The sequence below is a fragment of the Streptomyces odontomachicola genome (assembly GCF_039605595.1).
Lineage (GTDB): Bacteria > Actinomycetota > Actinomycetes > Streptomycetales > Streptomycetaceae > Streptomyces.
In genome coordinates this window covers 80,044-102,616 of the sequence record NZ_JBCFOK010000012.1, presented here as the reverse complement: position 1 = coordinate 102,616, position 22,573 = coordinate 80,044, and the positions used below count along the sequence as shown (strand labels likewise).

Sequence of the window (22,573 nt, the reverse complement as noted above, 5' to 3'; positions counted from 1 at the left end):
GGCTCCCCGGTCTCTCTGGTCGCTGTCGTGTGCCGCCGCTCGCAGACTCAACGTCCCTGAGCCGACGGTCACTTCGGCGGCCTGCGATCTACCCCGGCGCACGGCGCGGCATCCGGCCCGGCCCACCGAACACACGAAAGGATGAACTGCCGTTCCCACGAGCGGACCGAGCCCGAAACCGCGAGCCCGGAGCCGCCCCCTCACGGCACCCCGGCAGGTCCATCACGGCATCCCGGCCGCCCCCTCACGCCCTCTCGGCCGGCCCCTCCCGCGGATACACCGCGACACCCAAGTTCCGCAGCGCGTAAAGGAGTTCCTGTGGCCGTGCCGTGCCCACCACGTACGTCCTGCCGTGCACGGTGCGCAGCTCGACCGAGGAGCGCGCGTGCAGCATCAGCACCAGGCGGCCCGGCGTGCGGTGGTCCTGTATCCGGTGGTGTGCGCGGCAGCGCAGCCCGCGGCCGCCGCGTATGCGCCCGGGGTGCGGGCCGCCCCCGTACGCGCCGGATATCGCGGACGCCGGGAGCACCTTGCGGTACACGGGCGTGAGCATCAGCACGACGGCGCCGTCCCGCACCCGCACCCGCATCTCCATGCCGAAGCCGAGCACCAGCAGCACGGCGCTGGCCGCCGCGAGGCCGGCCCAGGACGGCTCGTACGGGAGGTTCTCGCCGAACCACACGCAGAAGGCCACCCCGACGAGGCTGCCCAGCATCGCCGCGAGGTCCAACGGCCGCGGCAGCCGCTGCCGTTCGAAGAATACGGACTGGAACATCACTCGCCCCCAAGTCACCTGCCCCCTCCTCGCAAAGTACGGCAGGACACGGGGAGTTGACGAGCCTCTCAGGAGTGCCAGGGGCGCCCCCTAAGGGGATTTCCCGCCCCCGGAACCGGGCACAGCACCGGGGCCGGCGCCACTCCCCGTACCGCCTCCCGTACCACCGCCCGCCCCGCTCCGACCTGCGAAAAGCAGCAGCGCGTCGGTCAGTTCCTCGGCCGGCGCGCCGGTCGCCAGGCGGCGGAGCTGCTGGCCGAAGACCAGCGCCACCACGGCGGGCGCGAGCCGCTCCGCGTCCGGTACACCGAGCCCGCTCAGCACCCGCTCGGCGACCCTGTCGTACGCGGCGAAGCACTCGCCCGCCGCGGCCCGCAGCCGCTCGTCGCGCCCCGCCTGCACATACAGCTCGAACGGCGCGATGTGCCTGCTGTCGAACGCCGTACCGCCCGCGACCTGCCCCGCCAGCTCGGCCGCGCCGTCCACGCCGATGCCCTCGGCTGTGCTCTCCTCGGCGAGCTCGGTGAAGCGCCGGGTCTCCTCCGAGACGAACTGCAGCAGGCTCTCGCGCAGCAGCTCGTGCTGGGTGGCGAAGTGGTACGTGACCGAGCCCAGCGAGACGCCGGCCTCGCGCGCGATGCGCCGGTTGGTGACCCCGGCGACGCCGTCCTCGCCGATGATCCGCAGCACCGCCTCGACGATGCGGGCGCGCGCGGCGGAGGGGGCCGCGCGCGACGGGCCTTCGGAGGGGCTCACCGCACCCCTTCCCGTGCCGCCGCCGTCTCCGCACCCGTCAGCGCCTGCGCCTCCGGCCACTCCTCGTACCACCGCCGCTCGGCCTCCAGTTGAGCGGCGAGCGAGATCAGCCGCTCCTCGCCGCCCTCCGGGCCGAGGAGCTGCGCGCCCACCGGCAGGCCCGCGCGGGTGCGCCCGGCCGGCACGTTCACGCCGGGCCACCCGAGCACGTTCCACGGCCAGGCGTACGGGCACACAGCGGCCATCGCCATGTCCGTGCGCAGCCCGCTCATCCCGTCGAAGTGGCCTATCTCCGGCGCGGGTCGAGCCGTGGTCGGCGTCAGCAGCACGTCGTACGAGGAGAACAGCGCGCCGACCCTGCGCTGCTCCCGCGCCTCGGCCGCACGCGCGGCGCGCAGCACCCGTCCGCCCAGCCGCTTCCCTGTGCGCACGGCCCCGCGCGTGCGCGGGTCGAAGAGCGAGGGGTCCGGGTAGTCGGCGGCACACTCCGCGACCCCGGCGGAGGCGCGCGGCACGAAGGCCAGGCCGATGAGCCCGTAGCGGGGCGCGGCCTCCTCCACGACGTGGCCGAGCCCGGCCAGCGCCTCGGCGATGTCCTCGACGGCGCGGCGCACCTCGGGGTGCAGCGGGGCGCGGGTGGCGGTGATCGGGGGGCGCCAGGCGAGGCCGATGCGCAGCCGCCCGGGCTCGCGGCGCGCGGCGTCCAGCGCGCGCACCGGCGCGGGCCGGTGCAGGTCGCCCTCGTGCGGTCCGGCGGCCGCGTCCAGCAGCAGCGCCGCGTCGGCGACGGTGCGGGCCAGCGGGCCGTTCACGGTGAGCCCGTGGAAGGACTCGGGGCGCGGGTCGGTGGATATGCGGCCGCGCTGGGGCTTGATGCCGACGAGGTGGGTCCAGGCAGCGGGTATCCGCACCGAGCCCGCGCCGTCCGAGCCGAGCGCGGCCGGAACCATCCCGGCGGCCACCGCCGCCGCCGAGCCGCCGGACGAACCGCCCGGTGTGTGGCCGGTGTTCCACGGATTGCGGGTGGCGCCGAAACCAGGGCCCTCGGTGAACGGCCACTGCCCCAGTTCGCAGGAGTTGGTCTTGCCGACCAGCACCGCGCCGGCCGCGCGGAGTCTGCGTACCGACTCGCCGTCGCGCGCGGCGGGTTCGCGCTCGCCGCGGCAGCCGAACAGGGTGGGCAGCCCCTCCACGTCGGTGTCGTCCTTGACCGCCAACGGCAGGCCCAGGAGCGGGCGTTCGGGTGCGGCGCCCTCCCGTTCGCGCTCCAGGTCGGCGGCCTCCGCCTCGGCGAGAGCCGCTTCCCCGCGTACCTGCCTGAACGCGTTGACACCGTCCTGGCCTGCGGCGATGCGGTCCAGTGAGCGCCGTACGAGCTCCACCGACGTCGTGCGTCCTGCCGCCAACTCCCGTGCCATTTCCGCGAGTCCGGCGTTCTCCGGAGCGGTCACGGTCACCACCTCCCGACGCGACTGTTCGTTCGAACGAACAGTTGGGAGGGTAACCCCGGGTAAGTCGGCGCTCAAGAGGAAGGCGGAAGGGAGCGGGGGCCGGCTACTTCTTGGCGTTCGCGGACTTCGCCGCGCTCGGCGCCTTGATGAGCTGGAGCTCCAGCGCCTCGGGGGGCTCGGCCACCCCGGGACCGCCCGCCTCGGCCCACGTCAGCAGGTCCTCGGTGCAGTCGTCGCCCATCGCCCAGCCGACCCAGGCGGCGCGCCCGCCCCTGCGCCTGCCCTCGCCCGAGGGCTGGACCACCACGACGTTCGCCTGCTCGCATATCCCGAGGCAGTCGCTGGTCCGCACCGCGAAGCGGCCCTGCGAGGCGGCGGCAGCGGCCTCCAGGCGGTCGAGCTGCCAGGCGTGGTCGAAGCCCGGGTGCTTGCGCGGGTCACCGCAGCAGCACCCGCGGCACACGACCAGCGTGCAGGGTCGATTGCGTGCTGCGCCTATGCGGAAGGTGCGCTGAGCAGTCATTCGGCCGAGCCTATACGCGCGGGTCAACGGGCCGGGCGGGCGCCCGGGCAGGGCTGCCCACACCTCGTACGGGGGCCGCGGCGCGAAGCGCCCACGCCTCAGAGCGACGCCCTCAGAGCGAAGCCGTCGCCTGCAACACCAGGAACAGCGCCGTCGTCGCGTTCAGCGAAGAGAGTGCTGAGGCCGTCGTGCCCACCGCGGCGACCATCGCGGCGAGCCCGGCGCGGCTGGTGGTCGGCGGCCAGCCGCGGTCCGGCGGTACGGGGCCGAGCAGCGCCGCCACCCGGCGCGGCACGGGACCGGCCGCGGCGAAGCCCGCCAGTTCGGGGACCGGGCCGCCGCGCGAGACCAGCGCCGCCTTGGCGACCGCGCGGGCCGCCGCCCTCCGGTCGCCGACCGCCCCGGCCGCCTCCTCGTCGGCCCAGCGCTCGGCCCCGTACGCGACGGCCGACCGCAGCGGGCGCAGCAGCGGGTTGGCGCAGCCCGCCAGCCGCACCAGCAGCAGGAAGCGGTGGTGCCCGGCGGTCAGATGCGCGCGCTCGTGCGCCAGCAGCGCCTCGCGCTCGTCCTCGGCGAGCCCCTCCAGCATGCCGCTGGAGACCACGACCCGGCCGCCGCGCGCACCGCGCGGCCCGCTCCGGCGGCCGGGGAGCGCGTACGCGTACGGCTCGGCGTCCGGCAGCACCGCGGGGTCCTCCGGCACTCCGGCCAGCGCGCGCCGCGCACGCGCCCGCACCCGGTAGTGCCGCCGGACCGCCACCGCGCAGGCGCCCAGCACTCCGGCCAGCGCGACGATCGCGGCGGACCCGGTCAGCTCGGGGAAGGGGACCATGGCCCGCACCTCGGGGTCGGACCAGCCGTCCGGCAGCGGGTTGCCCGGTAGCTGCGCCGTACCCACGACCATCAGAAGGCCCAGGCAGAGCGTGCTGCACAGCGCGAGCACGCAGCCGAAGACGGTGAGCAGCCGCGTAGCGCCGCGCGGGTGCAGGTGCTGCTCGGCGAGCCGGACGATCGGGAGCGCGGTCAGCGGCAGGACGAGCGGGAGGAAGACGAAGACGCCCATCGGTCAGTCACCGGGGCGGCCGTCGGCGTCCTCCGAGTCCCCCGAGCCGGCGCCACCCGCTCTCTCCGCGTCCCTCAGCAGGTCCCGCATCAGCCGCTCGTCCTGCTCGGAGAGCGAGGAGACGAAGCTCGCCAGCACGGCGTCCCTGTCGTCCTCGCTGTCCAGCACCTTGCGCATGCGCAGCGCCGCGATGCCCGCCTCGTCGGCCGCGGGGGACCACACGTAGGCCCGGCCCGAGCGGGTGCGGTGCACGATCTCCTTCTCGTGCAGCCGGCCGAGGATGGTCACGACCGTGGTGTACGCCAGGTCCTCGCCGATCCGCTGCTGTACCCAGGCGGCGTTCACCGGCTCCGGTGCCGTGCGCAGCACGGACAGCACGCGGGCCTCCAGCTCGCCCTGGCCGCGCTTGCGTGCGCGGCGCCGGCGCGCCGCTCCGGCGCCGTCGTCCGGCTTCGCCATGCGGGCCACCTCTCCTCAACGGTGCTCGCGGTGTCCCTGCGGGGATCCTCCCGAGGGACGCACGGAATCGGTCCGCATCCTACGCAGCCGCGCGGCCGCGCGGTGCCCCGCGAACGCTCCGCTTCTACGAGGCACGCACCACACAGCGAAAACCTACGCCGCGCTTACTCCGCGACACAGCGGGACATCGGGGGCGGCCGCCGAACTCCCGGCCCACCCCGGTGAATTGAGCGCGGGAAGAGCGCGTAACCTATTCCGGCTACCGCGCGGTACGCCCGGCGTCCCCGGTGAATTCCCACGGTGTCACCAGGGGATTTACCCGCCGAACCGGCACTACTACAGTGCTGTCGATGTCCCCCTCTTCCCCCGCCGCACCGCGCCTGGGGCACCCCGTACGTTCCGACCGTTCCCGCTCGGAGGGCCGGTGACCAACAGCCTCTACCCCGGGAGTTCCCCGCTCCCCGCTGAGCGTTCCACTTCCCCGGGGAACGCCGCGGAACAGACCATGCAGCTCGGCACCGTCACGCTCGACAAGCGTCCGGCTGAGCCCGCAGCGGGCGGCTCCCCGCAAGCCCCGCAGTCCGCGCAGGACCAGCAGAAGGCCCCGCAGCAGGACCGGCAGAAGGCCGCGGCCGGCGCGAAGAAGCGGGACCCGTTCTTCGACAACGCCAAGTACCTGGCCATCGTGCTCGTCGCGATGGGCCACTCCTGGGAGCCGCTGCGCGACGGCTCGCGCGCCGCCGGTGCGCTCTACATCTTCGTGTACGCCTTCCACATGCCGGCCTTCATGGTCATCTCCGGCTACATGTCGCGGAGCTTCCGCGGCACGCCGCAGCAGCTCAAGCGGCTGCTGACCGGGGTGGCCGTGCCCTATGTGCTGTTCGAGACGGCGTACTCGCTCTTCAAGCGCTACGCCGACGACGACCCGGGCCACGCGATCACGCTGCTGGACCCCTGGTATCTGACCTGGTTCCTGATCGCGCTGTTCATCTGGCGGCTGACCACGCCGATCTGGAAGGTGGTCCGCTGGCCCGTCCCGCTCTCGCTCGCGATCGCCACCCTGGCGGCCGTCTCGCCCGACATCGGCGACGACCTGGACCTCCAGCGGGTGCTCCAGTTCCTGCCGTTCTTCGTGATCGGCCTCAACCTGCGCGCCGAGCACTTCGACCTGGTGCGCACCCGCAGGGCCAGGCTGCTGTCCCTGCCGGTGATCGCGGGCGCGCTGGTCTTCTCGTACTGGGCCGTCGAGCGCATGAACGCCGCCTGGTTCTACCACCGCGACAGCGCCCAGGAGCTGGGCGTCCCGTGGTCGGCCGGCGTGGTGATGACCTTCGCGATGTTCGGCTGCTCGCTCGTGCTGACCGCGTGCTTCCTGGCCTGGGTGCCGCGCCGGCACACGTGGTTCACGGCCCTGGGCGCCGGGACGCTGTACGGCTATCTGCTGCACGGCTTCCTGGCCAAGGGCTCCCGCTTCTGGGACTGGTACGAAGCGGACTGGGTGAACACGCCGTGGGGCGCCGTCCTCATCACGCTGTTCGCCGGAACGGTGATCACCGCGCTCTGCACGCCGCCCGTGCAGAAGGCGTTCCGCTGGGCCATGGAGCCGAAGATGCCCTGGGCCTTCCAGCCGGACGCGCCGGAGGAGTCCACCGCACGCAAGCGCCACCGCAAGACCGCCTGACCCCGCGGGTCACACGATGAAGGCCGCACCCCGGCACTCCGGGAGTGCGGCCTTCATCGTACGGGCGGGACCCCGTGCGAGAACGGCGCCGTACGAGGGCGAAATCGGACGAGAGCGGCGCGCCCTCAATCCGCGCCCCGCTCGGTGAGCTGCTTGCCGGTCACCGCGTCGATCACGACCTCGGTCTTCTGCACGTCGCTGCCGCCGTCCTCGTCCGGGCTGGCGCTCGCCGGGTTGGCCAGCCGCACCTCCCACACCGCCGTGCCCTCCGGGCCGCCGATCTCGGTGCCGCGGCGGGTCTTGTCGATCTCCGCCGAGTCCAGTTCCTCGCCGGGGTGGTCCTCGGAGGCCCTGCGCACCGCGTCCTGGAGCGTGACCTTGCTGCCTTCCAGCTTGGCCGCGTCGTCGTCCTTGTCGGAGCGCCCGCGCTTGCCCCTGACCGTCCCGCCGTCGTCCGAGACCCGCACCGCGTACTGCTTGCCGTCGTAGGCCCCGCCGTTCTTCTCCGCGGTCTTCACGACCCAGTCGCGCTGCCCCTCTGCGTCGTGCTCGATGGCGTACGCCGCCGTGCCGGACACCGCCTTCGCCGCCGTGGCCAGGGCCCGCGCACCGTTCCGTACGGAGGCGGGCGAGGACTCGCCCGGGCCGGCCGACGGCGGCGATGACGAGGGCGCGGGGCCCTTGGACGAGGGGGAGGCCGAGGCGCTGGGGGACGACCCCGTACCGCCCTTCGAGCCGCCGTCCGAGCACCCGGACAGGGCGGCCCCGAGCAGCAGTGATGCGGCCCCGGCGACCGCGATGATTCTCCAGTTTCTTCGCATAACGCCTTTTTATCCCCTCCCCCTCCGCGATCCCGGGAGGGCAACGGCGAACCGGCGAACACCGGCCAACTTGAACCGCTTTCATTCCCTCTGGCCCGGATTCCCGCTACGTTCCCGCTTCATCGCGTCCGCACCGTGCGGCCCGGGAGGACCCCCGGCCCCGCTGGACACGAAGCCCCCCACGCACAGCCGTCCCGCCGTCACCATCCACAGCGGAAGGACCCGAACCGTGGACGCTTCGCCCCGAAGACCCGCCGGACCCGCCGGGCGCCGGATACGCCGGCCCCGCCGGACCACCCGCGCGCTCGCCGCGCTCGCCGCCGGCACCCTCGCGGCCCCGTTGCTCCTCGCCACCTCCGCCGACGCCGCGCCGCCCGGCAAGCCCGACCCCGGCAGGCAGGCCGAGAAGCTCGCGCACCAGCTCGTGCAGCGCACCACCGCCAAGAACGCCACCCGCCACCTCAAGGCGCTCCAGGCGATAGCCGACGCCAACGGCGGCAACCGCGCGGCGGGCAGCAACGGCCACCTCAAGTCCGCGCGCTACGCGGGCTCCCTGCTCAAGGCAGCGGGCTACAAAGTCACGTACCAGGACTTCGAGTTCACCTACCGCAAGACCCTCGCGGAGAAGCTCTCGGTCCGCGCGCCCAGTCCGCGCGACGTGCAGATCAAGCTCATGACGTACACCAAGAGCACCCCCGAGGGCGGCGTCGAGGCGGCGCTGGCCGCCGTGCCGGTGGACGCGGACGGCACCAGCGGCTGCACCGCGTCCGACTACTCCTCGGGCGGTTACGCGGGCAAGATCGCCCTCATCAAGCGCGGCGGCTGCTCCTTCGCCGAGAAGCAGGCGGCCGCGGCCGGCGCGGGCGCCGTCGGCGCGGTGATCTACAACAACACCGCGGGCGACCTGAACGGCACCCTCGGAGAGGCCGGCGCCGCCCGCATCCCCACCGGCGGCATCACCCAGGCCGACGGCGAGGCCCTGGCGGCCGAGGCCGGAAAGGGCACCGTCACGGTCAACCTGGAGCTGCGCGAGTTCCAGGAGCAGCGCACGACGCCGAACGTCATCGCCGAGACCCGCGGCGGCGGCAAGGGCGACACCGTGATGATCGGCGCCCACCTCGACTCCGTGCCCGAGGGCCCCGGCATCAACGACAACGGCTCGGGCTCGGCCGGCGTCCTGGAGACCGCGCTCCAGCTCGCCAAGGCCACCAGGGGCGGCCACCACCAGCCGCCCAACAAGATCCGCTTCGCCCTGTGGTCGGCAGAGGAGCTGGGGCTGCTCGGCGCGGAGCACTACGTGAAGTCGCTCCCCGAGCCCGAGCGCAAGAAGATCACCGCCTACCTCAACTTCGACATGATCGCCTCACCCAACTACGGCCTGTTCGTCTACGACGGCGACGACTCGGACGGTACGGGGTCGGGCCCGGGCCCCGAGGGCTCGGGCGAACTGGAAGCGCGCATCAACAAGTTCATCGCCTCGCGCGGCGAGACCCCCAAGGGCACCGACTTCACCGGGCGCTCCGACTACGGCCCGTTCATCGAGGCCGGCATCCCGGCCGGCGGCACCTTCACCGGCGCTGAGGGCGTGAAGACCGAGGCGGAGCGGAAGCTGTGGGGCGGCACGGCGGGCAAGGCGTACGACGGCTGCTACCACCAGTCCTGCGACACCCTCCGCAACATCGACAGGCACGCCTTCGACGTCAACATCAAGGCGATCGCGGACTCGGTCGGACGGTACGCCTGGGACACCCGCGCCCTGCCGTAGGCCCATGAACAAGGTCCGGAAGGGAGTCACCGGGCGCGCCGGGAGGCTGCGCCCGGTGGCCCGGTCCCGGTAGGCTTTCCGTGTGATCTTCAAGCGAATCGGAAACGGGCGGCCGTACCCCGACCACGGCCGGGAGAGCACCCGCCAGTGGGCGGATGTTGCCCCACGCCCGGTGCGCCTCGACCAGTTGGTCACCACCAAGGGCCAGCTCGACCTGGAGACCCTGCTCGCCGAGGACTCCACGTTCTACGGAGACCTCTTCGCGCACGTCGTGAAGTGGCAGGGCGACCTCTATCTGGAGGACGGCCTGCACCGCGCCGTAAGGGCCGCGCTGCAGCAGCGTCAGGTTCTGCACGCCCGCGTGCTGGAGATGGACTGAGGCCGGAGCGGCGCACCGCAAGGCGCACCACCTGACGCCCCGCGTGACGGGGCGTCAGTTTTTCGTTGCGCCGAACGGGCCGCCTGCGGCGTGGTCACCGATCAGCTTGTAGGCATAGTGCGCACGCCGCATTACTCTGCGGTTATGAGCATGCTCACTCCGCCTGGCATGGGCGGCAGGCCCGGCCGCAAGAAGCGGCTCAAGGGCGGCCGCTACGGCGACTTCCGCTATCAGGGCGACAGTTACCACCTCGGCTTCCCCTCGCGCCGCCGCGGCCGCCGCCGGCTCGCGTTCGCCTCCGTCGCCGCGGTCTGCGCGCTGGCGGTGCTGGGCTGGGGCACGCTCCAGCTCGTGGACGTGTTCTCGGGCGGCGACAGGGCCAGCGCGAGCGGGGCAGGATCCGGGGGCTCCGGGGGCTCCGGGAGCGCGCCGTGCGGGCCCGGCGGGCAGGGCGGCGGGAAGGTCGCCGAGGCCGCGGGCTTCACCGCCGACCCCGTACTGCGGTCGCTGGAGGAACGTTCCGGCAAGGGCGACACGAGTGGCGTCGGCAAGCACTCGGCGCACTCCCCCGGCAAGGTCACCGTGAACGTCCTGAACGCCACCAAGCGCGGCGGACTCGCCAAGAAGACGGCCGACGAGCTCGAGAAGCGCGGCTTCAAGACCGGCGACGTCGGCAACGCGCCCCCGGCGCTGGAGAAGAAGGTGAAGCACGGCGGATTGCTGCTCGGCGCCCCGGGCGCGGAGAACACCGCCAGGCTCAAGGCGCTCGGCACCCAGATCGGCGACGTCAAGACCCGCTACGAGGCGCGCACCGGCAAGCAGGCCGACCGCATCGACCTCGTCATCGGCCACGGCTTCACGAAGCTGGTCCCGAGGGAGCAGGCGGACAGCAAGCTGCGGGCCCTCGACGGGCTGTCGCACAAGCCCAAGCCGAAGCCGAAGCCGACGGCGACCGCGGCGACCGGGAAGTGCTGATCCCGTACCGGGGCTGATCCCGTACGAGGACTGATCCCGTACGAGGGCTGCCCCCGTACGAGGGCTGATCCCCGTACGGAACCGGCTCGGGTCGGAGGGGGCCTCAGCCCGCCGTGCCGTACATCCGGTCGCCCGCGTCGCCGAGCCCCGGGACGATGAAGCCGTTCTCGTCCAGCCGCTCGTCCACGGCGGCCGTCACGACGGTCACCGGGCTGCCGGCCAGGTCGCGCTCCATCACCTCGACGCCCTCGGGCGCGGCCAGGAGGCAGAGCGCGGTCACGTCGTCGGCGCCGCGCCTGATCATCTCCTGGATCGCCGCGACGAGGGTGCCGCCGGTCGCGAGCATGGGGTCGAGCACGTACACCTGCCGCCCGGACAGGTCGTCCGGCATCCGGTTCGCGTACGTCGTCGGCGTGAGCGTCTCCTCGTCCCGCGCCATCCCGAGGAAGCCGACCTCCGCCGTGGGCAGCAGCCGGACCATGCCCTCGAGCATGCCCAGCCCCGCCCGGATGATCGGCACGACCAGCGGGCGCGGGCGCTTGAGCTGTACGCCGGTGGTCTCCGTGACCGGGGTACGGATGCCGACCTCGTCGGTGCGCACATCCCGGGTCGCTTCGTACGCGAGCAGCGTCACCAGCTCGTCCGCCAGCCGGCGGAAGGTGGGGGAGTCGGTGCGCTCGTCTCGCAGGGTGGTGAGTTTGTGCGCGACCAGGGGGTGGTCGACGACGTGGGTCCGCATGCCTCGACATTATCCGAGACGGAACGCCCTGCTCGCACTGGCGTACCCCGGACCCTTGGGTGGAAGGTGGGCGGTACGCCGGAGGTGTGCATATGTCCGAACCTCAGCGGCCCGACGGGGCGCGGGAGTCGAAGAGGGATGCGCAGAGGGAGCCGAAGAGCGGGCGCGGTGAGCGCGCCGACGCCGAGAGGCTCCGCCGCAGGGCCCGTTTTCTCCGAGAGCTGAACGAGGCGAAGGAGCTCCGCGACCGCGTACAGCCGCGGCGCGCGCGGGCCGCACGCATGCGGCAGCAGATGCGCATGCGCACCTTCCGTTGGTGACGGTGCGTCGCCACGGGCGGACGCACCGCCAACGCGCCGCCAACTCATCGGCGAGCTCCGGGAAAACACCTGCACGACGCACTGTCGAAGACCCTTCGCACAGCGCGGGTTTCTGCCACGATTCCGATGGGGCGGGGCCATGCACCTCGATGGACATGCTCCTCGTCATGTCAGCAGCACTCGGGCACATCCGAAACCAGTGGGAGAGTCACGGTGTATTTCGCCGCACTGCTCGCGCGCACCGAAGACGGGTGGGAAGCGAGCGACACGGAGCTCGACGATGTGGAGACCCTCGCCGACCTGGCCGACCTGGCCCGGGAGGCCGCGACCGACGACGAGACGGTGCTGGTCTGCATCGAGCAGGAGGGCGAGTGGTTCGGGGTCGTGAGAGTGGACGGTGAGGACGACCCGCGGGTCTTCGTCTCCGACGCGGCGGCCGCGATGCGCAGTTCGTACGGCGAGATCCTGCTCTCCGACGAGCTGCTGGGCCGCGAGCCCGAGGACCCCGCCGTACTCGACCAGCTCACCGAGCTGGACGGCACCGAGGACGGCGAACCGGAGCAGGACGAGGAGGAGCCGGAGGCCGAGGCGTCCGGCGAGGCCGCCGACACCGAGGCGCCCCCGGGCCCGATCGGCTCGTCCGACCTCCTCACCGACCTCGGCCTGGAGGAGAAGGCACTGCTCTCGCTCACGCCGGAGGACGCGCTGAGCGAGATCGCGGACGCGCTGGGGTGTCCGGATGTGCTGGAGGCGGTGCGCTGATCGCTGCGCTGGGCCTGTGCCGGGATTCCGGGCTCGGCTCTGAGCCTGCGCCGGGCTGAGCGGTCGTACGGGGCCGGGCGCTGTGCGGTCCTGCGGGGCTTGGCTGCCGCACAGGGCTTGGGCGTCGTACGGGGCTTGGGCGCGTCGTACGGGGCTTGGGCGCGTCGTACGGGGCTTGGGCGCGTCGTACGGGGCTTGAGCGCGTCGTACGGGGCTTGGGCGTCGTACGGGGCTCGGCGGGGCGGTGGACACTGGTCGCATGACCGAGTCCACGCCGACCCCGCCCCCCGCCGACCCCGTACGCGATCCCTGGCGGCCCGCCATGCGCGAGGCCCTCGCCGAGGCGGAGCTCGCACCCCGTACGGGGGACGTGCCGGTCGGCGCCGTGGTCCTCGGCCCGGACGGCGCCGTACTGGGCCGGGGCCGCAACGAGCGCGAGGCCACCGGCGACCCCACCGCGCACGCCGAGGTCCTCGCCCTCCGCCGGGCCGCCCGCGCGCGCGGCGAGTGGCGGCTCAGCGGCTGCACCCTGCTGGTGACGCTGGAGCCGTGCACGATGTGCGCGGGCGCGCTCGTCCTCTCCCGCGTGGACCGGGTGGTGTACGGGGCGGCCGACCCGAAGGCGGGCGCGGCCGGCTCCCTCTGGGACGTCGTACGCGACCGCCGCCTGAACCACCGCCCCGAGGTCATCGACGCCGTACTTGCCCGAGATTGCGCCGCTTTGCTCACCACCTTCTTCCGCTCCCCGCCCGCCGATTTGGGCACACGGCCATCGTTTGATTAGAGTTCCTCTCGGTAGCGTGTCCGAGCGGCCGAAGGAGCTCGCCTCGAAAGCGAGTGAGGGGAAACTCTCCGTGGGTTCAAATCCCACCGCTACCGCAGATGAGAAGGGCCGGACCCCGGTGGGGGTCCGGCCCTTCTGCGTGGGGCGTCTCAGTTGGACTCGCGCGATCACTCAGCCGCTGGCGAGCGGGTCGCTGAGTGGGTCGCTGCCGCCACGAACTCGTCGTGAAGGTCTCCGAGCCGGTAACGAAGCCGTTCTTCTTCGGCCTGTGCTGCAGCCGCAGTGCAACCGTCCATGTCAACGAACGCGTCCGTCCACTGCTCAACACACTCCTTGTGATCTTCTAGACCTCTTCGGAGTTCCATCGCTCGCTCACAGACGTCAGGTGGCCCCACGAGTCGAACCTGGAAGAAGGACTTCCTGAAGTCGGTGACGGACTGCCCGAACGCTAGGCCCAACTCTGCAGACCCCGTGACCTCCCCCTCAACGGCTCTCGTCATGTTCGACGCGACGATGGCGTACTCGTCGTACGCCGCGAGTAAGGCCGTACACGCCTCCAAGCGCTGCCCGCGCAACCAATGCTCATGGTCCATGGCCGCTTGGTCACGCACCTGTTCCACGGTTGCCCGTGCCGTCGTCTCAGCACCGATACGCGCGCCACGCGCTGCCGTGATGCCACCCACGGCAGCACCAGCGACAGCTCCGACGAGCGCCACCACTGCGGCGATGACTGCCGCTACTCCTTGATCCATGGAGGCAGGATGCCCGGACACGAGCGGCAGTCGAACCCGTCACTTGCCGCTGCCGAACAAGGCCCCCATGGTCTCCATCCCCTGCCGTGCCGCCTTGCGATAGACGAGTGCGACTCCGATCACCCCTGCCGCGCTCGTAAGCGGCGCCGCCACTGTGGCAGGCAGCCGGAGAAGCGCGATGCCAATCGCAGCGACTGCCACGAAGATGGCGGCCGACATGATGCGGAGGGCTTCGTAGTCACGTACTGGCTCATGGCCAGCGAGCTGCTCCTCATCCAGAAGTGCTCCAGCACGGCCCTCCGCGCACCGTTCAGCGATGGTGGCGAGCATTAGGCCAAGCTCCCGCAGCCCTTCGTCTGGGTCTGCATCAACACGGAGCGAGGCCGCCCGAACTGCCGCAACCACACGCCCAGCATGCCTCTTCAAGTGCACTCTTCTATACCCTGTGATCGCCCCGGAGGTCGGTCGTGTTGTACGCCACGCCTGACGTATCGCCTGTTCAGCAAGGTATGTGTTCTTGACGTCCGCTTCGATCGAGGGTCGCGCCCAACCAGAACTCACGCGAGCTCGGCCACACCGAGCAGCAGACTGATACAGCGCGACCGATGCACGGTAGCGCCGTTCCAGCATTAACAGGTGGTCCCGGGCAGTCCTCTTATGACTCCTGCTGACGAAGACACCAGCGAACGTGGCCAGAGTGAACCAAACAGTAGTCACAATGATCGCCAGACCGATCACCTCCATAGAGAAGGTTCTCCAGCCCTCTGCGGTGGCGTTCTCTACCGCCTGGCGACTGGCGCCCGCCTTGCTCAGATAGGACGCCCCGAACGTCCACAGACCTTCGAAATAGGACCTGGATGAGCCCCCTGACACCCACCCAACCAGCAGCACTGCCGCGACTACTCGGAGGGGGGCCGTGATCACGAACCCGTATGACCATCGAACCACGGCCCGTCTGACTTGAGTTGGTAGCCCCCCGGGATACAAGACTCTTAGCCCGTCCGCTAATGAAGCGAGGTAACGATCCGAGAGGAGCCGAGACGTTCGGTGAAGAAGCCGCGATCTTGTGGTTCGTATTGGCATGCACAAATCCTTGCAGCCCGTCAGAGACCATGCCCTCGCTTCTCGGCAGGCCAGGGGACAACGGAGGGGGCTGACCAGTTGGGCCAGCCCCCTCAGACTTCTCGGCTGTCCGCTACGAGATCCCGCCGTTCTGGTCGTCATCGTGCTCAGGCTTCTGTTCCCAGATGAGCCCGTCGACCTGTTCAGCGATGCTGTTTCGGACCGTGTCGACCATGTGCTGGTACCTGGCGGCCATCGCAGTCGACGACCAGCCCATGAGTCCCATCACGGCTCGTTCCGGCACTCCGAGGATCAGCAGCACTGTCGCGGCCGTGTGCCGGGCGTCGTGGAGGCGGCCGTCTCGGACCTTTGCTGACCTGAGTAGCTCCTTCCATTCGTCGTAGTCCTCTCGGACCTGCGTCGATAGGCTGGTTTCTGCCTGTGACTCCTTTGTAGCCACGGGACTTGGCCGACCAAAGGTCTGACATGTGGCCGCCAGCAGGCAGCCACGAAGGCCACATGGGGAGCGAGGGGGAGAACGAGTGGGGCAACGGCCGAGAGAGCTGACACCGAACGCCAGCCCTCAGCATCGGCTCGGGGCCGAGATGCGCGAGTGGCGGAACCACCGCCGCCTCTCACTCGGCAAGCTCAGCAAGAAGATCCTGTTCAACGCCAGTTACATGGCTCGCGCGGAGCGCGGCGACCAGGCTGCCTCGGCCGACCTGGTCACGGCCTATGACCATGCACTGGACGCCGGTGGTTCGCTGGTTCGCCTGTACCGGGAGTACAGGGAGGGCGCCTCCGAGGGCACATCGGCACGTGGCCATGTGTCCAAACCGGGCCCTGATGTGTCCAACGGTTCTGTCCTACTGGAGGACGGTGCCGGGCTTGAGGGAGCGTCGTCGGAGGGGATTTCCGTCCCCGCACGCACCGACGACGGAAGGATCATCTTCGTGTCCATCTCGCGCCGTGCGCTGCTCGGCACGCTGGGAACCGCAGCGGCGAGCGCCGCGCTCTCGGATGCCACAGCCCTCGGCGCGTCCGCTCCGGCACATGGGACTCTGTCGGGAGCCAACCCGATCGAGCACCTGGAAGCCACGCACCGCGTACTCATCGACAGCGACAAGCTGTTCGGCCCGTACCAGAGCATCCCGGCCGTCGAGCGTCAGCTCGCGGCGATGAAGTCTCTACGGCAGCAGGTGCGGGGCGAGGACCGTAGGCGGCTCTTGCAGCTGCACGCGCGGTACGCGGAACTCGCCGGCTGGCTCCACCAGGACACGAGGAACTTCCGTGCAGCGCAGCACTGGATGCGCGAGGCCCTGGAGATGTCCCACCTGAGCAATGACACGCAGCTCACGACCTTCATCCTGGCCAGGCGCAGCCAGCTCGCCGGCGACATGCACGATTCGATCGACGCTTTGGATGTGGCCGAGGCCGCCGAGCAGCACGCGCAGCCAGGCAGCCGACTCGCAGCTGTAGCCGCGACGTACGGAGCCCACGCTCACGCGCTGCGAGGCGACACCGACGCATGCAAGCGCGCTTACGACCACGCGCACGACCTGCGTCAAAGCATGGACCGACCCGGACTCCGCCTTGGGCATCTGGCTCGACGCGGCCTATATCGAGGCCCAGCGAGCCCGGAGCCTCAACACTCTCGGCGATTTCCAAGCCGCAGCGGACGGCTTCGGCCGCGCCATCGACAACCTGCCTGCCGACTACCACCGGGAACGAGGCGTCCACCTCGCCAGGCAGGCCGTCGCCCTCTCCGGCGCCGGCGAAGCCGAGGAAGCCGGGCGGGCCGGTTTGCAGGCCCTCCACATCGGCGTAGAGACCGGCTCCGGCCGCATCACTCGTGAGCTTGCGCGCCTCGAAACCGGCCTGGAGAAGTGGCATAGCGTTGCCAGCGTGAGCGAGTTCCGGGAGGCGATGAAGGAAGCCGTGCTGAAGCAAGCGTGACCAACCGCCGCCCTCACCCGACAAGTTCCCAGGAGATACCAGTGCCCCGCCCGTACGTCTTGCTCAAGGTCGCGACCTCGATCGACGGCTACATCGACGACACCAGCTCGACGCGCCTGCTGCTGAGCAACCCCGATGACTTCGACCGCGTCGACCAGGTCCGCGCCGACTCCGACGCGATCCTCATCGGCGCCAGCACGATGCGAGCCGACAACCCGCGGCTACTGGTGAACAGCGAGGAACGCCGGGCCGAGCGCGAGGCCGCCAGCAAGCCCGCCTACCCGCTTAAGGTCACAGTCACCAAGAGCGGCGACCTCAAGGAAGACCTGAAGTTCTGGCACCACGGCGGGGAGAAGGTCGCCTACACAACAGACGCCGCAGCAGAGGGCCTCCGCGCCCGCCTCGGCAACCTCGCCGACGTCGTCTCAACGGGCCCAGACCTGGACTTCGGCGCGATGCTCGACGACCTAGGCGAGCGTGGGATCGGTCGACTGCTCGTCGAGGGCGGCACCCAGGTCCACACCGCCTTCCTCTCCCAGAACCTCGCCGACGAGATCCACATGGTCGTGGCGCCCCTGGTGGTCGGCCAGGCTGGCGCCCCCCGCTTCCTGAACCCCGCGGACTACCCGTGGGCCACCACACGCCGCATGAAGCTGGCAGAGGCCCGCCCGGTCGGCGATGTTGTCCTCCTGCGGTACCTCCCGAAGGAAGACAGTGGCGAATGAGCCGGCGCGAATATGACGAGCGCCGGACGGAGCGAGCGAACTCTCTTGGACACACTCGCTGAAAGGAACAGTATTGTAGATCACAGTCAATCACCCTGCGACACAGCTAACCTGTTCACGCAACAATAAGATACGCAGAAGTACGAATTGAATTGAGGCAGCATGGAAGCAAAAGACCCTTACCTCGACCTTGACATCGAGGACGAGATTGACGAGGACTCAGAAGAAGATCTCGGATCAGATGAAGCAATCTTCAAGAACATCACGACGTATACGGTAGATTGGTCTGTAACTACAGTAATCGAGCGAATGGAAAGGGAGGCAATTAACGTCTCCCCCACTTATCAGCGAAATCCGGTCTGGAATCCCGCAAAGACCTGGCGATTCCTGGAGTCCTTGATGCTCGGCATCCCTGTACCGCAAATAGTCCTCGCAGCGCAAAAGGGAAGCCGGAACAAGTTCGTTGTACTCGACGGAAAACAGAGGCTCCTGGCGCTTAAATTCGCAGCCGACCTACAAAAGCCTGAAAACCGTAAGAGATTCCCTAAGCTTGAAATTCTATCTGACCTTCAGGGCAAGATGCTCAAGACTGTCCTCAATGACCCAGAACTCAGCGAGCACTGGGAAAATCTATTGGTTCAGCCAATCCGAACTGTGGTAGTTCAAGGCTATTCAGATGAACGAGCGCTTCACGCAATCTTTCATCGCCTGAACCAGAATAGCGTGAGTCTCTCTTCGCATGAACTCCGACGCGCGCTGCACATGAATGAATTCATGAAGTGGCTGGACGAGTACTCCGCAAATTCGAGTGCTCTGCAGCGTGCGCGCCGCATTAAGCAGCCAGATTTTCGAATGCGGGACGCAGAAACAGCACTTCGCCATCTCGCATTTTGTCGCAATTACGCAAACTACCAGGGTGACCTTAGGAAATTCCTGGACGAAGAGGCCAAGTGGGCGGGAAAAAACTGGGAACGGGTGCGCCAAAGCTACGAAGTGAGAGGTGAGGAACTCGACGCTGCTATCGACTCGGCTTTTACCATATTCGGATCCACTGCATTTTTCCGGTATACCGGAGAAAGGTACCTCCCTCGCTTCAACGCACCGCTTTTCGACGTTGTGACAGCCACGCTGCGCAATGAAGAATTGCGGCGTACTTGTCTATCGATCAACAGCAGAGAACTGCGTGAAGCGGTGGAGTCCCTCTCTACGAGTCACCCCTTCTCTCAATTCATCACAACAACCACTAAATCAAAAGAAGCAGTACGAGGGCGGTTTGAGTTGTGGTCAGAGATGATCGAACAGGTGACGGGTGCACGTGACGTATTGGCGAAGATGGTGAGTTAATGGCAAGCATCACGCGCCGGCTGAAACGCCTGAGAAACCGGGAACGTGTCCTGCGGAATAACCTGCTGGGCCCTCGCTCGTCGTGGGGCACACCACCATCTGATGAGGAATTCGATCGCGCCCTAGCTTACAGAGTGCTAATGCATGCAGAAATTGAAAGACATCTAGAGGACACTGTTCTGAGTGCACTTCTCAGCAGCCTGAAAATATTTGAAAGGCAGAATGGAAAGGTTACCTACCCAGCAGCTTCAGCTTTGACTCACTACCACTCGAAATGTTTCCTTGATGGAAAGAATGATGCGAGTTCTGCATTTTTGGACTCACACGCAATGCACCAGTACGCCAGTTCAATCCTAGACGAGGCAATTAAATGGGTTGAGACATCAATTATATACAATAATAACGGGATTAAACCTAAAGATGTTCGCAAGCTCATGGGCTGGATAGGAATCGACTCCTCGCTGCTAGATAGCAGCTTACTGGATTTGCTTGCCCGCTTGGGAAGAGATCGCGGTGATGCAGCCCACCTAAGTCGAAGAGAAATTTGGCGCAGATACAGGAGGAGAACATCACCCGGTAATGACGCCACTATCCGCCGCCTCCCGTCACCTTCTGACGAAGTGGCAGCTGTCGACGCTGTGCTAAAGCTTCTTGCGCCACTAGATAAGCTAGTGCAATATCAGCTCCGCCAGAGCATCTATCCTTAGAGAAATATTTTACGAAAATAACTCTACTAGCTGAGCTTAATCTCGTAGACGATCTCGCTGAGAGCTGCAGGGACAATGACGACGGCCGTCTCCATCGGGCGACCGTCGTCAGCGTAGTAGGTCCGCTGAATCCGCGTGACTAGTGAGCCTCTCTGCACCCCGAGGAGCTGGGCCTCCGCCGCCGTCACCTCTCCCGGCTCCGGCTGTTCCACCGCGTGTGTGACCGTGATGCCGATCGCTGCCATGCGCTCCACCACTCCGCGACCCGCGTAGGGGCCGCCCTCCGGGAGCACGATCTCTGTGCCGCCAGTGATGCTGTACGGCTCCCAACTCGTTGCGAGCTGTACCGGCTTGCCCTCTGCCAGGAACTCGTAGCGCGTCCTGACGCAGCGGTCGCCTTCCTCGATGCCCAGGCGGGCCGCGATGCCTGCGGGCGCCGGCACCTTCGCCTCGGTGTGGGATTCCCAGGTGCCCGTCTTCCCAAGTGCCGCCATGTCGCCGTGGAACGGGGAGCCGCCGCGGCGTTCGCGGCTGTGTGAGCGGACCATGCGGATGCGACGGCGCGGCTCGGCGACGTAGGTGCCCGAGCCTGCGCGGCCCTCCAACACGCCCTGGGAGATCAGCAATTCCTGTGCGCGGCGGACCACGTTGTCGCCGACGCCGTACTCCGCGGCGAGCTGGGCGCGGGACGGCAGGCGGTCTCCGGGCGTCCATTCGCCCTCGGTGACGCGCTGCCGGAGCAGGTCGGAGATGCGGAGGTACGGCGGCTGCTCAGGCATGTTGGCAATCTAGTCCACTAGCTCTAATCTAGTTAACTAGCATTACTCAGAGTGCCCACCAGGTGGCGGAGGACCGTCGTGCCCCAACCCGTGTCGCGAGCACAGGCCATCGCGGCGTTCCTCTCCTCCGCCGGACTCGAACCGCGCGTGACGCGCCATCCCGGGCACATCCGGGTGGAGGCCGACATGCCGGAGGCGCCGACGTCCTCGACGTGGAGGTCCCTGTTAGCGGCCTTGGAGCGAGGCGACCGGTTCGGGCTCGACACCGACGCCGTGGGCTCCACCGCCTGGGCACTCGTCTTCAGCGCGTCCTGCGGGAGAACGGCTCCCCAGGGACGTGGCCATCAGCCGTAGGGAGCTGACACGACGTGCTCGATCGCGGGCTCGAACTTTGTGGTGGGGCGGAGGGGCCTGACCGGCGGCGCCGGCGACCCCCAGCCGCCTCGCTATGCCGCGCGGCGCCTGCCGGGCGCACAGCGCATGAGAAAGGGGCCACCGATGCCCCGTACTGAAAGAGAGGTCGCCGTCGAGGTCGTGGCCAGCACCGTGCGGCTCGGCGACGTGATCACGGTGGGCGGAGTGCCCATGACCGTGCTCGACCTGGTCGACCTGCCGGGCGGCGCCAAGCGCCTCAACTTCGGCAGGGGCCACACGTTGTCTATCGGGCCGGGGACGCGGCTGACCGTCCTGCGGGTCGCCAAAGGATGGTGAGCGCGCCATGGGGCGAGGTACAGGACGGTGCATCGTTTGCGGCGCGACCCGGGCCGACGTGATGCTCGTACAGATCATCGAGAGCGGGTCGGGGCCGGGCTGGGGGCACTACGCCTGCCCGGAGCCGTGCGCCCAGCAGTACGCCAAGCGGACGTACGCCCCCGAGTGGCTCCAAGACGACCTACGCGCCCGCGGTCTATGGCCGTGCTCGTCCGCCACATAACAGCCCGGGGCACAGAGTTGGTAGGCAGTAACCACTTTCCTGCCCAAGTGCCCCAGGTGCACGCTTTGCGGTAGAGGGTTGTGGTGCCTTCCGGGCTTCACCCAGCCACGGGCAAGAGAAGGACATGTCCATGCACATGGTGTTCGTCGATGACAGTAGGCAGCCAGAACCACGTAGACAGCACTTGGGGGAACTGGTCGCCATAGGAGGGGCGATCTTTCCGGAAGATGCCGTAGCCCCTTACTCGAAGGAGCTGGACAAGATTCGCTCCACCCTCGGCATCCCGGACGACGAAGAGATCAAGTGGAAGCCTTCCAAAGGAAGCTTCCTCGCCACGGCAGGCGGGGCAAAGGTCACCGAACTTCGCCGTCGCATGCTTGAACTCGCAGCAGAGCACCGAGTTCGCACCGCTGTGGTGATCTGGGACCGAGGCCATCTCGACTGGAAGAGGGAGCAAGTAGCCCCGGCGATCCTTGGCTACCTCTATGAGCGAATAGAGATTCACCTCGATGAACAGGGCGAGCGCGGCGTCGTCATCGCGGATGTCCCCGGCGGCGGCTCAGCTGAACATAACAAGTGGTTGGCTAGCTCCTTGGATCTGACCAGAGCAGGCACCCAGTACGTCAAACCCGAACGAGTGGTCATGCCGATCGTGACGACACCGTCCCACCACGTCCCCCATGTGCAGCTAGCTGACCTCGTGGTCGCAGCCACGACAGCGGCCATAGCGGGCCAGAAGGCTGCACTCGACCTGGTCGACCTACTCAAGCCGCTCGCACGCAGAAACAGCTACGGATACATCGGTGGCGCAGGCGTCGTGCTCTGGCCTCCTCAGCTGAACGATCTCTACTACTGGGTCCTGGGGGAGGACTCCTACGTCCGATCGGGGAAGGAGCATTCGCTGGGCCCCACTGGCGACCCATTCTCTGCCCCGGGCCGCCCCTTCCAGGAGAGCGACGGCATGCCTGGCTGAGCACGCCCGGCCGTCTCAGTTTCCGTCTCATTCACCCCCGTCCGGGGGCGTTCGCGAGGGGTCGCAGAGTCGCCCCGGTATCGGCGAC

General features: G+C 68.7%; 25 protein-coding genes, 1 tRNA gene and 2 pseudogenes. 15 read left to right on the top strand and 13 right to left on the bottom strand.

Going from position 1 to position 22,573, the window contains the following annotated elements:
• Positions 1–244: 244 nt before the first annotated feature.
• The 6 genes from ABEE00_RS22340 to ABEE00_RS22315 all read right to left on the bottom strand — a co-directional run bounded on the left by ABEE00_RS22340 (position 245) and on the right by ABEE00_RS22315 (position 5,027).
• Entirely contained in the window at positions 245–793 is a 549-nt protein-coding gene (locus ABEE00_RS22340) for a hypothetical protein (protein WP_345747392.1), read from the bottom strand.
• A gap of 72 nt (positions 794–865) precedes the next feature.
• Positions 866–1,531, bottom strand: a complete 666-nt coding sequence (locus tag ABEE00_RS22335; RefSeq protein WP_345747391.1) for a TetR/AcrR family transcriptional regulator — start codon at positions 1,529–1,531, stop codon at positions 866–868.
• Positions 1,528–2,949, bottom strand: a complete 1,422-nt coding sequence (locus tag ABEE00_RS22330) for an amidase (protein ID WP_451918645.1) — start codon at positions 2,947–2,949, stop codon at positions 1,528–1,530. Before ABEE00_RS22330 ends, ABEE00_RS22335 begins: the two co-directional genes overlap by 4 nt.
• A 136-nt stretch (positions 2,950–3,085) precedes the next feature.
• Positions 3,086–3,505: a (2Fe-2S) ferredoxin domain-containing protein gene (locus ABEE00_RS22325; protein ID WP_345747389.1), complete on the bottom strand. Its 420-nt coding sequence runs from the start codon at positions 3,503–3,505 to the stop codon at positions 3,086–3,088.
• Positions 3,506–3,617: 112 nt separating this feature from the next.
• On the bottom strand, positions 3,618–4,568 hold the full coding sequence (locus ABEE00_RS22320) for a M56 family metallopeptidase (RefSeq protein WP_345747388.1): 951 nt from the start codon (positions 4,566–4,568) through the stop codon (positions 3,618–3,620).
• Positions 4,569–4,571: 3 nt separating this feature from the next.
• Positions 4,572–5,027 carry a BlaI/MecI/CopY family transcriptional regulator gene (locus ABEE00_RS22315; RefSeq protein WP_345747387.1) on the bottom strand — a complete coding sequence of 152 codons (456 nt, stop codon included), beginning with the start codon at positions 5,025–5,027 and terminating at the stop codon, positions 4,572–4,574.
• 505 nt (positions 5,028–5,532) lie between these two features.
• Between ABEE00_RS22315 and ABEE00_RS22310 the strand changes: the two genes are divergently transcribed.
• Positions 5,533–6,708 carry an acyltransferase family protein gene (locus tag ABEE00_RS22310; RefSeq protein WP_345747386.1) on the top strand — a complete coding sequence of 392 codons (1,176 nt, stop codon included), beginning with the start codon at positions 5,533–5,535 and terminating at the stop codon, positions 6,706–6,708.
• A 125-nt stretch (positions 6,709–6,833) separates the two neighbouring features.
• On the opposite strand, the gene ABEE00_RS22305 is transcribed toward ABEE00_RS22310, so the two are convergent.
• A complete protein-coding gene (locus ABEE00_RS22305) occupies positions 6,834–7,529 on the bottom strand; it encodes a PepSY domain-containing protein (protein WP_345747385.1) in 696 nt (231 codons plus the stop codon).
• 274 nt (positions 7,530–7,803) lie between these two features.
• Here ABEE00_RS22305 and ABEE00_RS22300 point away from each other — a divergent pair, with 274 nt between their 5' ends.
• The 3 genes from ABEE00_RS22300 to ABEE00_RS22290 all read left to right on the top strand — a co-directional run bounded on the left by ABEE00_RS22300 (position 7,804) and on the right by ABEE00_RS22290 (position 10,648).
• The gene (locus ABEE00_RS22300) at positions 7,804–9,294 is read left to right on the top strand and encodes a M28 family peptidase (RefSeq protein ID WP_345747505.1); all 1,491 of its coding nucleotides are present in this window, start codon (positions 7,804–7,806) and stop codon (positions 9,292–9,294) included.
• 82 nt (positions 9,295–9,376) lie between these two features.
• Positions 9,377–9,673: a type II toxin-antitoxin system VapB family antitoxin gene (locus tag ABEE00_RS22295; RefSeq protein WP_006377352.1), complete on the top strand. Its 297-nt coding sequence runs from the start codon at positions 9,377–9,379 to the stop codon at positions 9,671–9,673.
• A gap of 144 nt (positions 9,674–9,817) precedes the next feature.
• Positions 9,818–10,648: a LytR C-terminal domain-containing protein gene (locus tag ABEE00_RS22290; RefSeq protein ID WP_345747384.1), complete on the top strand. Its 831-nt coding sequence runs from the start codon at positions 9,818–9,820 to the stop codon at positions 10,646–10,648.
• 103 nt (positions 10,649–10,751) lie between these two features.
• Here ABEE00_RS22290 and upp read toward each other — a convergent pair whose 3' ends face one another.
• Entirely contained in the window at positions 10,752–11,387 is a 636-nt protein-coding gene (upp, locus tag ABEE00_RS22285; protein WP_345747383.1) for a uracil phosphoribosyltransferase, read from the bottom strand.
• A gap of 92 nt (positions 11,388–11,479) precedes the next feature.
• Here upp and ABEE00_RS22280 point away from each other — a divergent pair, with 92 nt between their 5' ends.
• From ABEE00_RS22280 to ABEE00_RS22265, 4 genes are all read left to right on the top strand, one after another.
• Positions 11,480–11,707, top strand: coding sequence for a hypothetical protein (locus ABEE00_RS22280; protein WP_345747382.1), 228 nt, complete (start codon positions 11,480–11,482; stop codon positions 11,705–11,707).
• Positions 11,708–11,920: 213 nt separating this feature from the next.
• On the top strand, positions 11,921–12,469 hold the full coding sequence (locus tag ABEE00_RS22275; protein WP_345747381.1) for a tRNA adenosine deaminase-associated protein: 549 nt from the start codon (positions 11,921–11,923) through the stop codon (positions 12,467–12,469).
• 259 nt (positions 12,470–12,728) lie between these two features.
• A complete protein-coding gene (gene tadA, locus ABEE00_RS22270) occupies positions 12,729–13,253 on the top strand; it encodes a tRNA adenosine(34) deaminase TadA (RefSeq protein ID WP_345747380.1) in 525 nt (174 codons plus the stop codon).
• A 10-nt stretch (positions 13,254–13,263) separates the two neighbouring features.
• A tRNA-Ser gene (locus tag ABEE00_RS22265) sits at positions 13,264–13,348 on the top strand.
• A gap of 72 nt (positions 13,349–13,420) precedes the next feature.
• Here the strand turns inward: ABEE00_RS22265 and ABEE00_RS22260 are convergent.
• From ABEE00_RS22260 to ABEE00_RS22250, 3 genes and pseudogenes are all read right to left on the bottom strand, one after another.
• On the bottom strand, positions 13,421–14,005 hold the full coding sequence (locus tag ABEE00_RS22260; RefSeq protein ID WP_345747379.1) for a hypothetical protein: 585 nt from the start codon (positions 14,003–14,005) through the stop codon (positions 13,421–13,423).
• Between the two features lie 39 nt (positions 14,006–14,044).
• Positions 14,045–14,335, bottom strand: coding sequence for a hypothetical protein (locus ABEE00_RS22255; RefSeq protein WP_345747378.1), 291 nt, complete (start codon positions 14,333–14,335; stop codon positions 14,045–14,047).
• A gap of 865 nt (positions 14,336–15,200) precedes the next feature.
• A pseudogene (locus tag ABEE00_RS22250) lies at positions 15,201–15,488 on the bottom strand (tyrosine-type recombinase/integrase); the annotation flags it as partial.
• Between the two features lie 67 nt (positions 15,489–15,555).
• On the opposite strand from ABEE00_RS22250, the pseudogene ABEE00_RS35855 reads away from it, so the two are divergent.
• Positions 15,556–15,828 (top strand): annotated as a pseudogene (locus tag ABEE00_RS35855) (helix-turn-helix domain-containing protein); the annotation flags it as partial.
• 426 nt (positions 15,829–16,254) lie between these two features.
• Here ABEE00_RS35855 and ABEE00_RS22245 read toward each other — a convergent pair.
• Positions 16,255–16,635, bottom strand: a complete 381-nt coding sequence (locus ABEE00_RS22245) for a hypothetical protein (protein WP_345747377.1) — start codon at positions 16,633–16,635, stop codon at positions 16,255–16,257.
• Between the two features lie 25 nt (positions 16,636–16,660).
• Between ABEE00_RS22245 and ABEE00_RS22240 the strand changes: the two genes are divergently transcribed.
• The 4 genes from ABEE00_RS22240 to ABEE00_RS22225 all read left to right on the top strand — a co-directional run bounded on the left by ABEE00_RS22240 (position 16,661) and on the right by ABEE00_RS22225 (position 19,799).
• Positions 16,661–17,023: a hypothetical protein gene (locus ABEE00_RS22240; RefSeq protein ID WP_345747376.1), complete on the top strand. Its 363-nt coding sequence runs from the start codon at positions 16,661–16,663 to the stop codon at positions 17,021–17,023.
• A gap of 41 nt (positions 17,024–17,064) precedes the next feature.
• Positions 17,065–17,748 carry a RibD family protein gene (locus ABEE00_RS22235; RefSeq protein WP_345747375.1) on the top strand — a complete coding sequence of 228 codons (684 nt, stop codon included), beginning with the start codon at positions 17,065–17,067 and terminating at the stop codon, positions 17,746–17,748.
• Positions 17,749–17,910: 162 nt separating this feature from the next.
• Complete coding sequence (locus tag ABEE00_RS22230) at positions 17,911–19,092, top strand: DUF262 domain-containing protein (protein ID WP_345747374.1); 1,182 nt, start codon at positions 17,911–17,913, stop codon at positions 19,090–19,092.
• Positions 19,092–19,799, top strand: a complete 708-nt coding sequence (locus ABEE00_RS22225; protein ID WP_345747373.1) for a HEPN domain-containing protein — start codon at positions 19,092–19,094, stop codon at positions 19,797–19,799. Before ABEE00_RS22230 ends, ABEE00_RS22225 begins: the two co-directional genes overlap by 1 nt.
• Positions 19,800–19,825: 26 nt before the next feature.
• On the opposite strand, the gene ABEE00_RS22220 is transcribed toward ABEE00_RS22225, so the two are convergent.
• The gene (locus tag ABEE00_RS22220; RefSeq protein ID WP_345747372.1) at positions 19,826–20,578 is read right to left on the bottom strand and encodes a GntR family transcriptional regulator; all 753 of its coding nucleotides are present in this window, start codon (positions 20,576–20,578) and stop codon (positions 19,826–19,828) included.
• Between the two features lie 498 nt (positions 20,579–21,076).
• On the opposite strand from ABEE00_RS22220, the gene ABEE00_RS22215 reads away from it, so the two are divergent.
• Positions 21,077–21,289 carry a hypothetical protein gene (locus ABEE00_RS22215; RefSeq protein ID WP_345747371.1) on the top strand — a complete coding sequence of 71 codons (213 nt, stop codon included), beginning with the start codon at positions 21,077–21,079 and terminating at the stop codon, positions 21,287–21,289.
• 353 nt (positions 21,290–21,642) lie between these two features.
• The gene (locus ABEE00_RS22210; protein ID WP_345747370.1) at positions 21,643–22,485 is read left to right on the top strand and encodes a DUF3800 domain-containing protein; all 843 of its coding nucleotides are present in this window, start codon (positions 21,643–21,645) and stop codon (positions 22,483–22,485) included.
• The last annotated feature ends 88 nt before the right edge of the window (positions 22,486–22,573 follow it).